We start from the raw sequence: 15,334 nt of genomic DNA, 5'->3' as shown, positions 1-15,334 counted from the left end.
CCAATGAGAATACAAACTTACCAGACAACGATTTCATCCACAAAGATAAATCCTTTGTTGGCTTCGTCGGCTTTCAGGCGGACGTAACGGGCTTTCCAGTCTCCCAGGAAGGTATATTCCTGGAAAGAGAGGTCGGAATCCTTGTTGGAAATGGTTGTCGGGATAATTCCCCTGGAAGTGAAGTTCGTTCCGTCTTCGGAAGTCAGCAGCTCGACACTTGCCGGTTGGTAAACACCCGGACCGATCAATTGCATGAAGCGGGCGGATACTTTGCGGATATCGGTCACTTCCTCCATATCGATCACACAGTCGAGGTCGTTCAAGTATCCCTGCCAGCGGCCATCCAGATAAGTCAGTCCGCCACGGTATCCGTCGATCAAGGCATTCATACCTCCTGCCATATAACCGGAATATAACTTACTATTATAATGTATAGGCTTATTGATCGCGCGGTGATAGTCGACTTTCTTTTCTGTCGGGGTTCCCTGCAACTCGCCGTTGCGGAAGATAGCAGCCTTGACATCTGCAGAGTCTTTCACCAAAATCATACCGTCATAAAGAGCAGAAGAAGCAGTCGGAACCGTACCGTCTGTCGTATAGCGGATCTCTGCCGGATATTTCTCGGCATCCAGGAATACTTCGATCTGTTTATTGACCGTATCGACAGACATGGTCACTTCCAGTTCGTCAGAAAGGGTAAAGGTGTTGATACCCATCTGTTGCAATTTCGAAATATGAGCATTCATACGCGGTTTGAAGTCATTCCATTCGCGTTTCTCCTGGGGAGTCCAGCCTATCTCGGCAACAGCTAGTGCACGGGGGAACATCATATATTCCAGATGTTTCTCATTGGTGATGTATTCTGTCCAGGTGTTGGCCTGTACACCCATAATGTGCCGGCTTTCCTCTGCAGTCAGCGAATCGACCGGAACAGGATTGTAGCTATATACTTTCTTGATCGGAGTATAGCCGCCTATAGCATAAGGCTGTGTTTTCGGGTCAGCCTGATAAAAGTCCAAATACATATAATTACCCGGTGTCATCACGACATCATGTCCCATACGGGCCGATTTGATTCCACCGCTTTCACCCCGCCAGGACATAACGGTCGCTTCCGGAGCAAGACCACCTTCCAGTATCTCGTCCCAGCCGATCAGCTTACGGCCTTTGGAGATCAGATGTTCTTCTGCCTTATGTATCATATAGCTCTGCAGCTCATCCACACTCTTCATGCCGTTCTTTTTCATCAAAGCCTGGCATTTAGGACAGGTTTTCCAGGCTCCTTTACCTGCTTCATCACCTCCTACATGGATATATTCGGAGGGGAAAAGTTCGATCACTTCATCCAGCACATCTTCCATAAAGATAAATGACTTCGGATTGCCGATACAAAAATCGCCATTCTTATAAGGTTGACCGGAACAGCTTAACTCCGGATAAGCGAACAGCACTTCTTCGGAATGACCGGGAAATTCGATCTCAGGTATTACATTTATATGTTTAGAGGCTGCGTAAGCAACGATCTCGCGTACATCATCCTTGGTATAGTAGCCGCCATAAGCTCCCTCAGTCCCCTCGGGAAGGTATTTACGGTCTTTTCCGTCCCACCATTTCCGCCAGTCGGATTCCGTTCGGAAAGCAGTCTCTGTCGTCAGCCTGGGATATTTATCCATCCGGATACGCCAGCCACCGGCATCCGTAAGATGCATATGCAGGTTATTGAGCTTGTAAAAGGACATCACATCCAGCAACTTGAATACTTCTTCTTTCGGGAAGAAATGGCGGGATACGTCCAAATGTAATCCGCGATACTTGAGACGAGGTTCGTCCTGTATGGAAACATAAGGAATGCCCTGGGGGGTAAATAACTGGCGGAGAGTTTGTTCTCCGTAAAAGAGTCCTGTTTCGGTAGCCGCTTTCAGGTCGATACCTTTGTCAGATACTGTAAGCTGGTATCCTTCCAGATTTCCGCCTATGGATTGGTCCACGGTAAAATGAACATTTGCAGGTTTTTCCGCAGAGAAGACTGCTGCACTGTCAACTTTGAAAAAACCACCTGACGCAGCAAGCTGTGCCGGCAAAGGGATTACATTCAACTGCACTGTTTCCTTCGGAGCGCAAGCCGCAAGGAACAAAGAACATGCAATGGTAAGACCCGCCATCGTCATGCGCGATTGTTTTGGCAATAACATCATACTTTATTTTTTTGTGTATTTATTCTTGGTGCGGTAAATATACAAAAAAAAGGGAAAATCCTGTAAGAGATTTTCCCTTTATATGAGAAGAAAGCCGCACCGTAGATATGAACAAACTCCGTATGACAGGATTTGAGTGCTTTGCCACCTTTGTAATCCGCTGTGCGATGCATGCCCCGAAGGGTGCGGCCCGCCATTGGCGACAAGAGCTATGTCTCGGAATTAAAATAAACTGATGAGTTTCCCAATCGAACAAGTGCGGCTAACTCATTTTTCTTATTACAAAGATATGTAAAGCCTTTGAATCTTCCAAACAAAATGTCAATATTTTCCCCTTAAATAATGAATAAAAAAGTGAAGTGTCAGTGTTTCAGAAGGTATGAATTGTAAAAAGCTAACAAAAAAAGGGTCCCGATATCGGGACCCTTCTCCTATTGACATTTATATATCAATTTACTTTACTTTCGCTACGATTGCTTTGAAAGCTTCCGGATGGTTTACAGCCAGGTCTGCCAACACTTTACGGTTGATCTCGATACCTGCAGCATGCAAAGCGCCCATCAAACGTGAGTAAGACATACCTTCCAGACGAGCGGCAGCATTGATACGCTGGATCCACAATGCGCGGAAGTTACGTTTCTTGTTACGACGGTCACGGAATGCATAAGTCAAACCTTTTTCCCAGGTATTTTTAGCTACGGTCCACACATTCTTACGTGCACCATAATAACCTCTGGTAAGTTTTAAAATCCGTTTTCTTTTTGCTCTTGAAGCAACATGATTTACTGATCTAGGCATAATTCTAATCTGTTTTGAATGTTAGCGTCATCCTTTAGATGATCTTACTTGCTAAATACATTCGGTTAATAAAAATCTTTGTAAAACTCGCTTAATTTAAGAAGATTACTTCATGCCAAGCATTAGCTTAACAGTGTTTACATCTACAGAAGCAACAAGGCCAGTGTGAGTAAGGTTTCTCTTAGCTTTTTTAGTCTTCTTAGTCAAAATATGACTTTTAAAAGCGTGTTTTCTTTTGATCTTTCCTGTTCCGGTAAGGGCGAACCTCTTTTTGGCACCGGAATTAGTCTTCATCTTAGGCATTTTCCAATTTTGTTTTAATTATTAAACTTGACACCCTCTAACGGGCGGTTTTTTTATTCTTTGTTTCCTTCTGCGCCGGATTCATTTCTCGGCTTCAAAGTTATAACTTTCTTAACCACAGGCTTTGCAGGCTCACCGGAAGCTGCTGGTTTCGGAGCGGCAGCAGGAGCTCCGGCCTTTTTCGGTGTCAGCATGATGATCATGCGTTTACCTTCCAATACCGGCAATTGTTCTACTTTACCGTAGTCTTCCAAATCATTGGCAAAACGAAGTAACAATACTTCCCCCTGCTCCTTGAAAAGGATCGAGCGTCCTTTAAAGAACACATAGGCTTTCACCTTAGAACCTTCTTCCAAAAATCCTTTGGCATGCTTCAGTTTAAAGTTATAATCATGATCGTCAGTCTGAGGTCCGAAACGAATCTCCTTCACTACAACCTTAACTGACTTCGCTTTCTGCTCTTTCTGTCTTTTCTTCTGCTGATAGAGGAATTTCTGGTAATCGGTTACTCTACAAACGGGGGGCGCAGCATTGGGTGAAATCTCAACCAGGTCCAGTCCCAAATCTTCAGCTATTTTTAAAGCCTGCGATGTCGGGTATACGCCCTGTTCTACATTGTCACCTACTAGACGAACTTCACGAACACGAATACGTTCGTTGATTCTATACTGTTCTTTCAGATTGTCATTCTTCATTCAAAAAGATTTATTCTCCTCGTTATTAGTTATTTATTTATTACTTTTTTGCCAACGATTCATCATGTCCTCTACTTCATCGTTCAAAAGCGCTGCAAAGGTAGCAATTTTCATCGAACCTTTATCACCTTCGCCCTGTTTTCTTACAGAAACTTCATTATTTTCTGCTTCTTTTTCTCCGACGATGAGCATATAAGGAATGCGTTTCAACTCGTTATCACGAATTTTACGACCAATTTTCTCGTTTCTGTCGTCTACCAGCACACGAATATCCTGTTCTTCCAATTGACGGGCGATATCCCAGGCATACTCATTGAATTTTTCACTGATAGGCATAATACATACCTGATCCGGAGTCAGCCACAGCGGGAACTTACCGCCTGTATGTTCGATCAATACAGCTACGAAACGTTCCATTGAACCGAATGGTGCACGATGGATCATTACAGGACGATGCTTTTTGTTGTCTTCGCCCGTATATTCCAGTTCGAAACGTTCCGGCAGGTTATAGTCTACCTGGATAGTTCCCAGCTGCCAACGGCGACCGATCGCATCTTTCACCATAAAGTCGAGCTTCGGACCATAGAAAGCTGCTTCACCATATTCGATCTTCGCCTTCAGGCCTTTTTCCTGACAAGCTTCAATGATCGCTGTTTCTGCTTTTTCCCAGTTTTCTTCCGAACCGATATATTTATCTCTGTTTACTTTATCACGCAAGGAAATCTGTGCTTCGAAGTTTTCGAAATCCAACGCCTTAAAGATGATAAAGATAATATCCATTACCTTCAGGAATTCGTCTTTCAACTGATCCGGACGACAGAACAGGTGAGCATCATCCTGGGTAAAACCACGAACCCTTGTCAAACCGTGCAACTCACCGCTCTGTTCGTAACGATATACTGTTCCGAACTCAGCAAAACGCAAAGGCAGGTCTTTGTATGAACGCGGGAACGACTTGAAGATCTCACAGTGGTGAGGACAGTTCATCGGTTTCAACAGAAATTCTTCGCCTTCCTGCGGAGTATGGATCGGCTGGAATGAATCCTTACCGTATTTTGCATAGTGACCGGAAGTTACATACAACTGTTTTCCTCCGATGTGCGGAGTCATCACCTGCTGATAACCGTATTTCTTCTGGATACGTTTCAGGAAATCTTCCAATTTCAGACGCAACTGAGTACCGCGAGGCAACCATAAAGGCAGACCTGCTCCTACTGCAGTAGAGAATGTAAACAATTCCAATTCTTTACCGATCTTACGGTGGTCACGTTTTTTAGCTTCTTCCATCAATGCCAGGTATTCATCCAGCATTTTCTTTTTCGGGAAAGTGATACCATACAAACGAACCAGCTGTTTACGTTTTTCATCGCCACGCCAGTAAGCACCGGCTACGCTCAGAATCTTAACAGCTTTCAGATAGGATGTGTTAGGCAAGTGAGGACCACGGCACAGATCGGTAAAAGAGCCCTGTGTATAAGTGGTAATCTTACCATCTTCCAATTCACTGATCAACTCAGTTTTATATTCTTCACCTCTGTCACCGAACATTTTCAGGGCATCAGCCTTGGAAATATCCTGACGTTTGATTTCTTCTTTTCTGGCTACCAGTTCAAGCATTTTTGCTTCAATAGCAGCAAAGTCGCCTTCTTTGATTGTAGCTTCACCCGGATCTACGTCATAGTAGAATCCATTTTCGATAGCCGGACCGATACCGAACTTGATACCTGGATAAAGTTCCTGCAGGGCCTCTGCCATCAGGTGGGCACTTGAGTGCCAGAATGCATGCTTACCTTCTTCGTCATCCCACTTCAGCAGTTTCACTGATGAATCCTGCATAATAGGACGAGACAGGTCCCATGTTTCTCCGTTCACACTTGCGGCCAAAACTTCCTGAGCTAAACGGGAACTGATACTTTCTGCGATCTGCATGGCAGTAGTTCCTTCAGCGTATTCTCTTACGGAATTATCCGGAAATGTAATCTTTATCATAATCTGTTCTCTATAATTCTTTATAATTAGGATGCAAATTTAGCATTCTTTTTCGTAAAATGATATTTTTAACCTAAAAGATATATGCTTTAAACCCAAAACAGGCATGTTTTGTTGGAAAACATACCTGTTTTGATTCTAAAAATCTGATTTATATCAATTGCTTGTCATACGTTTGATGATACTATAGGCATTAATAATGCCCAGCTCACCGGCTTTACTCAAGTCGGCAATACCTTGGTTGGCATCTCCCAAAGACAAGCGGGCCAGTCCGCGGTTGAAATAGGCTTCCGCGAAATCGGGATCACGCTTGATAGCCTCGTCATAATCCTGTATGGCAGCCCGGAAATCACGCTGTACACAACGCAGGTTTCCACGGTTGAAATAGGCGTATACAAAACCCGGATTCAGACGAATAACCATATCGTAATCGCGTGTAATCATTTCATGCTCGTAAGCTCTCTTCTTATCTTTTACCTCGGCAGAGGTCGGATCGGATACAGGAGATTTCGGTGCAGCACTCTGTCCCATCTTGAAGTTCATGCTACCCATCGACATAGCCAGATCATCGGTAGTAGTCGCCTGCGACATATTATAAACCAACTGCTTGTAGCGTACTACCGCACGATTAAAATAAGCCATGGTGTAGGTCGGATCAAGTTCCACTACCTTGTTGAAATCCTTAATAGCTTCGGAAAAGTCCTGTACCAACATATAATCGACCGCACGTCCAAACCATGCATCCGCATTGTTCGGCTGAGCTTCTATCTTGGATGAATAATCATTGATAGATGAGAAATGCACGGATATCTGATCTTCGGTAAGAGCTGCTTCTTCATTCGTGATGCGCAACTTACGGGAGAGAACCATACGGGCGTTATATTCCTCGATCATCTTATCGTAATAGACTAGTTTCTTGACCGGGTCTATCTTCTCATAATAAGTCAGGACAAACTGGGGTTCAAGGTCTACACGTACATTACGATCCTGCACACGTCCACGGACATCGCTTTGATATTTGTTCCTGCGTTCTTCATCCTTGTCGTATACTACCAGACGGTTAAACTTACTGATATTTTTATCTGATTTCTCACGTGTATTTTCATCAGTGTTGTTGGATGCCATAGCGTTACCCGACTGACCGGAAGATCCTTTCTTGGCATTGTTCTCCATTTCGATGGCAGTCCAGTAATCACGGTCGGCACCTACCTGATCGTTCATCTTACGCTTTGCCTCCGAACGGCTATAATACCCCGGAGTAAAGTTTGGATATTGTCCCAAAACGGCATCGAAATCACTTACAGCTCCCCGGTAATCACCTGTTTCAAAACGCAGAAGAGCACGGTTATAATAGGCCATGTAGTTATCCGGTTCCAACTGAAGAACCACATCGAAATCTTCGATGGCACGGTTGTTGTCACCTACCTGGTAACGGAGCAATCCACGGTTGAAACGGGCTATCAGATTGTTTTTATCCATACTGATTACCTGGTCGTAATCGTCCATCGCCCCACGAAGATCGTTCTTCTGGTAGCGTACCAAACCACGGTTTATATAATAACCGCTTTCACGCGTATTCAAACGGATTGCTTCATTCAAATCGGCCAGTGCACCGTCCAGATCATTAGTCTGATAAAGCAAAATAGCACGGTTCCCGTATGACGGAGCATAATAAGGATCCATTTCAATCGCCTTATTGTAATCGGCAAGTGCTTTCACGGTGTCACCCTTCTCGCTGTACATCGCACCACGAGTCAAGTAATTCATAGAATATTTAGGATGTGCTTTCATCAGCACATCGAATGTCTTTTCCGCATCGTCATAGTCTTTCCGCTGGATATTGGCTACGGCTTTATTGACAAGCATCTGCCGGTCTTCTGGCTTAAACTCCAGCCCCTTGTCATAATCTGCAATCGCGTCTGCATATTTCTCCTGACTCTGGCGAGCAATACCGCGGGCATAATATGCCTGTACTAAAAAAGGATTCCGTTCAAGACACAAAGAGCAGTCTTCTTCCGCCCCTTTGTAGTCATCGAGGTTAATTTTAGCTACAGCACGATAAAAATAGGGTTCTGCAATCCAGGGCTTCGCTTTGATCACCTGATTAAAATACTGTATGGACAGCACATAATCTTCAAAATATAATGCATTACGTCCGATAGCCAGCACACGGTCCGTATTGATCTGGGCCGACATCGCCAACGAAAATGTTATAAAGGTCAGAAAAAGAACTATTTTTTTCATCAGATTGCCTTAAGTGTTAAAAAGAGGTGCGTCAAAAGATTTCAACGGACTTTCGACACCCCTCTTTGTTCAGCGAACAAAAATAAGCAATTCGGACGAATGTTAAAAGGTTCGGAGCTAAAAGTATCTTAAAAGGTGATATGTCTATACAGAATCATACAGAAAAGGAGCTGCATCAATTTTTTTTGACGCAGCTCCTTTCACTTATTCAAATATAGCCGTTGCTTACTTCGGCTGTATTTTAACCATCAAATGATCTTTTGTGATCTTATCGCCTTCCTTTACCTCCAACTCGGTGATCACTCCGGATATCGGAGCTACGATCCGGTTGTACATCTTCATCGCCTGATGAATGAGAAGCAACTGGCCGGCTTCAACTTCCTGGCCCTGCTCCACATAAATCTTCACGATGGTTCCCGGAAGATTGGAAATCACATCACCGACGAAGGGCTTATGCCACATCTTACGGTTCTTATATTTCTCTGTCAGCAGCGTTTTGTATTTACGGGCGGTAACTACAAAATCTACATATTCATTTTCTTTATTTTCCATATTTTCAAAAAGTATATGTACGGATTTAATTAGAACGGAGGGATTCCGTGCTTTTTAGCCGGTCTGTATTCCTCTTTCAAAATAGAAAGTTTCAGAGCGTGGAGCAACAACGCGCGTGTTTCTTTCGGCTCGATAACAGAATCAATAAATCCTTTTGAAGCAGCCACATAAGGATTAGCAAACTTCTCAATATACTCTTTTACTTTTTCCTGACGCATTGCATTCTGGTCTTCAGCTTCCATGATTTCCTTACGGAAGATAATGTTTGCTGCACCTTCCGGTCCCATAACAGCGATCTCTGCACTCGGCCATGCGAACATAAAGTCAGCACCCAGGTGACGTGAGTTCATAGCGATATAACCACCACCGTAAGCCTTACGTAAAATCACTGTGATCTTAGGAACAGTAGCTTCAGAATAAGCATACAGTACCTTCGCTCCGTGACGGATCACACCGGCATGTTCCTGGTCTACGCCCGGCAGATAACCCGGCATATCTTCCAATGTAATAATAGGAATATTGAATGAGTCGCAGAAACGGATGAAGCGAGCAGCTTTATCGGCACTGTCGCAATCCAATACACCCGCCAGTACCATCGGTTGGTTAGCTACGAAACCGACCGTCTCGCCTGCCATACGGCCAAAGCCGACTACGATATTGGCAGCCCACAATTCCTGAACTTCGAGGAAGTCAGAATCATCGACAATACATTTGATCACATCGCGTACATCGTACGGCTGCTTAGGATCGGCAGGAACCACTTCTTCGATGTTCAACATAGCTGTCGGCTCTTTCGGTTCAACAGTCTTGGCACGCTGCTGGTTGTTCCAGGGGATAAAGCTTACTAGACGTTTAACCTGTTCGAAACATTCCTGTTCGCTCAAGGCATAGAAATGAGCGTTACCTGTTGTTTCAGCATGAACACGGGCACCACCCAGGTCTTCCATAGAGATGTCTTCGCCCAAAACAGTCTTGATCACATTCGGACCGGTGATGAACATCTTGGAGATGTTTTCTACCACGAACACGAAGTCTGTCAAGGCAGGAGAATAAACGGCACCACCGGCACACGGTCCCAGGATCAACGAGATCTGAGGGATAACACCTGATGCGATTGTATTTCTATAGAATATTTCACCATATCCGGCCAAAGCGCCAACACCTTCCTGAATACGTGCACCACCCGAGTCATTGATACCGATGATCGGACATTTCATCTTCAGTGCATGATCCATGATCTTTGTGATCTTGCGAGCATGTTGCAAACCTAATGAACCACCGGCAACAGTGAAGTCCTGTGCATAGATACATACCGGAGCACCGAAAATAGTACCCGTACCTGTAACTACACCATCACCCGGAAAGTCTTTCTTATCCATTCCGAAGTCGCGGCCATCATGCTTTACAAACAAATCGTACTCATGAAAAGAGTTCTTGTCCAGCAAGGAAAGAATACGATCACGGGCAGTCAATTTACCCATCGCGATCTGCTTTTCGATAGCAGCTTCGCCTCCACCCATCTCAACGACGGCTTTCTTCTCCCTGAGGGCCTGAATGTTTTTACTTAAATCTGTCATATTATTTAATAGATTTTTATTATTTACCGACAGCTTTTGCTCTGTACGAACAACGAGCAGTCCCTTTAATAATACTATTTAGTTTTCCTTTATTCAACTGGCGGCGGATAGCCGACACATTGTCGATGAAGACATGACCTTCCAGGTGCTCGCATTCATGCTGTACAACACGGGCTGCAAAACCATCGACCACTTCGTCATGTTCTTCCAGGTTTTCATCCAGATATTTCACACGGATCTTGCTGGCACGGGATACTTTTTCATGTACGCCCGGCAGACTTAAACAGCCTTCTTCCATGGAAATTTCTTCTTCACTACGTTCTACTATGTCCGGATTGATCATGGCACGCTTGAAACCTTTGCATTCGGGGAAATCATCTCCCATTACATCAGCATCGATCACCAGCAAACGGAGCGACAGACCAACCTGAGGAGCGGCCAAACCTACTCCATCGGCATTATACATCGTGTCGAACATATTTGCTACTAACTGCTTTAAATCCGGATAATCTTTGGGTACATCTTCAGCCTCTTTTCTTAATACGGGCTGTCCATATAAATATACTGGTAAAATCATAAACTATAACTGATATTTTTTATTTTCTAAATATGATTGCAGGATAATAACGGCACTGATTTCATCCACCAACCCTTTATCCTGTCTTTTTTTCTTCTTCAAACCTCCGTCCAGCATGGCTTTATGCGCCAGGACAGATGTAAAACGTTCATCGTAATATTCAACCGGGATATCCGGAATTGTCCGTTTCAGATGTGTAACGAATGCTTCCACATACTTCATATTTTCCGAAGGTTCATTATTCATCTGTTTCGGCTGGCCGACCACAAACAGTTCAACCGGTTCCTTTGACACATAAGCTGACAACCAGGAAACAAGTTCACCACTCGGCACTGTCGTCAACCCGTTTGCAATCATTTGCAAGGTGTCCGTAACTGCTATTCCGGTCCGTTTCCGACCATAATCAATTGCTAGTATCCTTCCCATCGGTTGCAAAGATAGCACAAATATGGATTTATATTACACAAATACACAAAAAGTGTGCAATTTATAAATTTAATAAGCATTCTTTTCTCCTTTCGACATATTCAAAACCGTCACCACAATGATCTTCAGATCCAGGAAAAACGACCAGTTCTCGATGTACCACACATCTCTTTTGACACGGCCTTCCATCTGTTCCAATGTCTTTGTTTCTCCGCGATAACCGGTTACCTGCGCCCATCCTGTAACCCCCGGCTTCACCAAATGACGCACCATATATTTATCGATAAGAGCCGAATACTGTTCGGTATGCTTCAGCATATGAGGACGGGGACCGACTACCGACATTTCCCCTCTCAGTACATTGATAAACTGCGGAAATTCATCCAGGTTTGTACGGCGCAGAAAGTCTCCGACACGCGTTTTACGGGGATCGTCTTTTACCGCCTGCAATTTATCCGCATCGGAATTTACCCGCATAGTACGGAATTTATAGCACTCAAACTCCTGCCCGTACAGACCAGTCCTTTTCTGTTTAAAAAAGATCGGTCCCGGAGAAGTTATTTTTATCAATGCTCCGACAATGATATATAATACCGGATAAACAGTCAACAGAACTCCCAATGAAAAAACAATATCAAAGGATCTTTTTAATGCACGATTATAAGCAGCCTGCAACGGTTCGCGACGAATCGCCAATAACGGAATAGACTCCATTATTTCCATCACAAGACTCTTCTTGATATTCCTATAAAATTCGGGAACGATGTAAAAGCGAATCATATGCTTTTCCGCAAAATTGATAATCCGCAGGATCTTTTCATCCTGTGTTCCCGGCAAAGTACAATAAATCTCGTCTATATCATTAGCAAGTACATAATCCTCCACTTCATGAGTCATACCCAAATAATTGGGCAAAACACTCTGTAAAGATAAATTATCATCGAAAAAACCCATCACATGGAATCCATAAGAAAGATCATCTTTCATGACCCGATACAATTCCATACCGTTCTTTCCGGCACCGACAATAATAATTTTCTTGAAATTATGCCCTTTCCTACGATACATCTTCAACGTAACACGAACCAACACACGCCAAAGTGCAAAAATGACAATCGTTATAAGATAATACACAATCAGGAAAGTAGCCAGAGCATCGCCTATATTTAAAAATATCAGACAGGTAGCAAATAAAAATACCAATATGGAAACCAGCGCAAAGGCCCTTTGGACGATTTTATCGATAAAAACAACAGCCACATGCAATTGCATGGGAACAAAATAAAGAGAAAAGAAATAGCAAAAATTCAACAAAAGCACCACCTCTCTTAAACTATAAGACAGCGCTTTTGTATATAATATATCTAATCCATTATAAACAGCGAAGAACAATAGGTTTAATACTAACAAATCTCCTATTCCTATCAGCCATTGGATAAGGTAACCATGTTTTTTGTCGAATTCCATAACTGTGTTCTAAAATTCCACAAAAGTAATGAATATTCCGTGCAAAAAAAAGGCTGCACAACATAATGTGCAGCCTTTTTAGGATATAATCGAAATTAATTAATTGTTTGCACGCATGATAACAACACGGTTCCAGTTGTTTTCGCTGTACGGCTGTTCGTCTGAGCCTCTGTATTCGATCGAGATCTGTTCAGAAGAAACACCATATTTTTCAATTAACTCTTTAGCTACAGCTTTTGCACGTTTTTCAGAAAGCTGCATATTATATGAGCTTGTTCCTGTCTTCTTGTCTGCATAACCGATCACCTTGATAGGAGCATTGTTTTCTTTTACAAACTCAGCAGTATTGTAAATATTGATCTGCTGGTTCTTATCGATCTTAGCACTGTTCAGACGGAAGTAAACTACATTGTCTACATAGTTATTAACTACATTCGTTACAACTTCTTCGCATTCAGGACAGGATTCCGGACGTTTGCTCAATTCATCATTAGCAGCACGCAGTGAATTGATCTGATTGTTCAGGTCGTTCAACAATGCGTAATCCATCGGTTCCAATACTTCGAAATCAGTTTTACCCAGTTTGAATGTCAAACCAGCACTTAACTGAGCGATACCGTCAGTCAGGTGGAACATATTAACACGGTTGAACTGTTCGTTCAGCAAAGAACCCTGAACTTCCACGTTCAAGTCAACACGTTTGCTTAAACGGAAAGCAGTAAGGATACCTGCATTCAATGTAGGAGATTCTGTTCTTGCACGACCCTGGTTTTCGAAACGCTGTGCATAACCGAAACCTACCCAAGGAATCAAACGGAATACTCTTTTTTCATTATATACACCCCAGAAATTGGTAACATCCCATAACAAGTCTACATGAGCTGCTGCATATTTGTTATGCTGCATAAACTCTGCATTGTTACCTTCAAATCCGTGAAGGATACCTCCGTTCAACTGAGTACGGAAAGCCAGATACGGATTGAACCATTTACCAAATGAGAACTGCGGAGCAAAATTCAGACGGTTTCCAAAATCCGCTTTATTATTTTGGTCACCTAACAAAATACTTGCACCACCGGCAACAGAAATAAACCAATTGTCGCCAGCTTTGTTTTTCTTGAAATTTGTCTTATAACCTTTTTCAGTACTAAAACCAACTTGTGGTTTAAATTCCTGTGCAGACACAGAGAAAACAAAACCTGACAACAAAGCTAAAAGTAATACTTTAGTCTTCATATTCATCAACATTTTAATTAAACAATCAATTACCTTAGATAACGCTCAAATATAGAGCAAAATTAACTCTTTTTTTAACTAAAACAAAATTAATCTACATTTTGTTCTTAATTTATTCAAAATAATTCAGAATTTTATATCCACCTTCTTTCAGGTAAGATTCTTTTTTCATCAGCTTAATATCATTTTGCATCATATCCTGAATCAGAGCATCAAGGGTGTATTTCGGCTCCCATCCCAAGCGGGCACGAGCCTTGGTAGCATCCCCGATAAGCAGGTCTACCTCGGTCGGACGAAAGTATTGAGGGTCAATACCAACAACTTCCTCACCCATCCGTCCTTTAAAATGTTCGAGATAAGCCTCACCTACTTTCTCTATAAACATTTTTTCGTCAATATAGTTTAATACTGCGACCTCATTAACATTTTCCCCTTTGAAAATAATTTCAACGCCTATTTCTTTAAATGCTTTCAGGATAAAATCACGAATAGTCGTCGTAATTCCAGTAGCTATTACATAATCAGAAGGTTCATCCTGCTGAAGAATGGCATGCATCGCGCGTACATAATCTTTAGCATGTCCCCAGTCGCGTTTGGAAGATAAATTACCCATATAAACTTTGTCCTGCATTCCCAAAGCGATACGCGACACAGCCCGGGTTACTTTACGAGTCACAAAAGTTTCTCCGCGAAGAGGTGATTCATGGTTGAATAAAATACCGTTCGAGGCATGCATCTTATAGGCCTCGCGGTAGTTGACCGTAATCCAGTAACCATATAGTTTGGCTACGGCATACGGACTTCTGGGGTAAAAAGGTGTTGTTTCTTTCTGAGGAACTTCCTGAACCAGCCCGTATAACTCTGAAGTGGAAGCCTGGTAAATACGGGTTTTAGGAATCAGATTCAAAAGGCGGACAGCTTCCAGAATACGCAGAACGCCTAACCCATCGGCATTAGCTGTATATTCCGGCGTATCGAAACTTACTTTCACATGGCTCATGGCAGCCAGGTTGTATATTTCATCCGGCTGTACTTCGCCAATAATACGGGTCAGATTCAAACTGTCGGTCAGATCACCGTAATGAAGGATCAGATTCCGGTTCTCGACATGTGGATCCTGATACAAGTGATCGATACGATCCGTATTGAACATGGATGAACGACGCTTGATACCATGTACCGTATATCCTTTTTTCACAAGATATTCTGCCAGATAAGCGCCATCCTGCCCTGTTATACCCGTTATTAAAGCAACTTTACTCATTAAATACGATG

Annotated in this window: 13 protein-coding genes; all 13 read right to left on the bottom strand. The window is 43.0% G+C overall.

Features of this window, described 5'->3' with window-relative positions; translation table 11 throughout:
• Window positions 1-17: 17 nt before the first annotated feature.
• The 13 genes from P3L47_RS15650 to gmd all read right to left on the bottom strand — a co-directional run bounded on the left by P3L47_RS15650 (window position 18) and on the right by gmd (window position 15,323).
• Window positions 18-2,192 carry a beta-N-acetylhexosaminidase gene (locus P3L47_RS15650; RefSeq protein WP_345799078.1) on the bottom strand — a complete coding sequence of 725 codons (2,175 nt, stop codon included), beginning with the start codon at window positions 2,190-2,192 and terminating at the stop codon, window positions 18-20.
• Window positions 2,193-2,648: 456 nt separating this feature from the next.
• Window positions 2,649-2,993: a 50S ribosomal protein L20 gene (rplT, locus tag P3L47_RS15645; protein WP_022455800.1), complete on the bottom strand. Its 345-nt coding sequence runs from the start codon at window positions 2,991-2,993 to the stop codon at window positions 2,649-2,651.
• A gap of 105 nt (window positions 2,994-3,098) precedes the next feature.
• Window positions 3,099-3,296: a 50S ribosomal protein L35 gene (gene rpmI / locus P3L47_RS15640; protein WP_122359765.1), complete on the bottom strand. Its 198-nt coding sequence runs from the start codon at window positions 3,294-3,296 to the stop codon at window positions 3,099-3,101.
• Between the two features lie 53 nt (window positions 3,297-3,349).
• Window positions 3,350-3,991 carry a translation initiation factor IF-3 gene (infC, locus tag P3L47_RS15635; RefSeq protein WP_277781399.1) on the bottom strand — a complete coding sequence of 214 codons (642 nt, stop codon included), beginning with the start codon at window positions 3,989-3,991 and terminating at the stop codon, window positions 3,350-3,352.
• 33 nt (window positions 3,992-4,024) lie between these two features.
• Window positions 4,025-5,980: a threonine--tRNA ligase gene (gene thrS, locus P3L47_RS15630; RefSeq protein ID WP_122359763.1), complete on the bottom strand. Its 1,956-nt coding sequence runs from the start codon at window positions 5,978-5,980 to the stop codon at window positions 4,025-4,027.
• A 156-nt stretch (window positions 5,981-6,136) separates the two neighbouring features.
• Window positions 6,137-8,224 carry a tetratricopeptide repeat protein gene (locus P3L47_RS15625; RefSeq protein WP_277781398.1) on the bottom strand — a complete coding sequence of 696 codons (2,088 nt, stop codon included), beginning with the start codon at window positions 8,222-8,224 and terminating at the stop codon, window positions 6,137-6,139.
• A gap of 225 nt (window positions 8,225-8,449) precedes the next feature.
• Window positions 8,450-8,776 (bottom strand): acyl-CoA carboxylase biotin carboxyl carrier protein subunit, encoded by a 327-nt coding sequence (locus P3L47_RS15620; protein WP_277781397.1) that lies wholly within the window; start codon window positions 8,774-8,776, stop codon window positions 8,450-8,452.
• Between the two features lie 29 nt (window positions 8,777-8,805).
• Entirely contained in the window at window positions 8,806-10,353 is a 1,548-nt protein-coding gene (locus tag P3L47_RS15615) for an acyl-CoA carboxylase subunit beta (protein WP_122359760.1), read from the bottom strand.
• Between the two features lie 19 nt (window positions 10,354-10,372).
• Window positions 10,373-10,930: a peptide deformylase gene (gene def / locus P3L47_RS15610; RefSeq protein ID WP_122359759.1), complete on the bottom strand. Its 558-nt coding sequence runs from the start codon at window positions 10,928-10,930 to the stop codon at window positions 10,373-10,375.
• 3 nt (window positions 10,931-10,933) lie between these two features.
• On the bottom strand, window positions 10,934-11,356 hold the full coding sequence (gene ruvX / locus P3L47_RS15605; RefSeq protein WP_122359758.1) for a Holliday junction resolvase RuvX: 423 nt from the start codon (window positions 11,354-11,356) through the stop codon (window positions 10,934-10,936).
• Window positions 11,357-11,425: 69 nt separating this feature from the next.
• Window positions 11,426-12,823, bottom strand: a complete 1,398-nt coding sequence (locus P3L47_RS15600) for an undecaprenyl-phosphate glucose phosphotransferase (RefSeq protein WP_122359757.1) — start codon at window positions 12,821-12,823, stop codon at window positions 11,426-11,428.
• A 99-nt stretch (window positions 12,824-12,922) separates the two neighbouring features.
• The gene (locus P3L47_RS15595; protein ID WP_122360470.1) at window positions 12,923-14,059 is read right to left on the bottom strand and encodes an OmpA family protein; all 1,137 of its coding nucleotides are present in this window, start codon (window positions 14,057-14,059) and stop codon (window positions 12,923-12,925) included.
• Window positions 14,060-14,171: 112 nt separating this feature from the next.
• Window positions 14,172-15,323 carry a GDP-mannose 4,6-dehydratase gene (gmd, locus tag P3L47_RS15590; RefSeq protein WP_122359756.1) on the bottom strand — a complete coding sequence of 384 codons (1,152 nt, stop codon included), beginning with the start codon at window positions 15,321-15,323 and terminating at the stop codon, window positions 14,172-14,174.
• Window positions 15,324-15,334: the final 11 nt, after the last annotated feature.

Source organism: Parabacteroides chongii (genome assembly GCF_029581355.1).
Taxonomy (GTDB): Bacteria; Bacteroidota; Bacteroidia; order Bacteroidales; family Tannerellaceae; genus Parabacteroides; species Parabacteroides chongii.
Note: the sequence above shows the minus strand (reverse complement) of the source record. Positions and strands in the feature narration are given on the sequence as shown.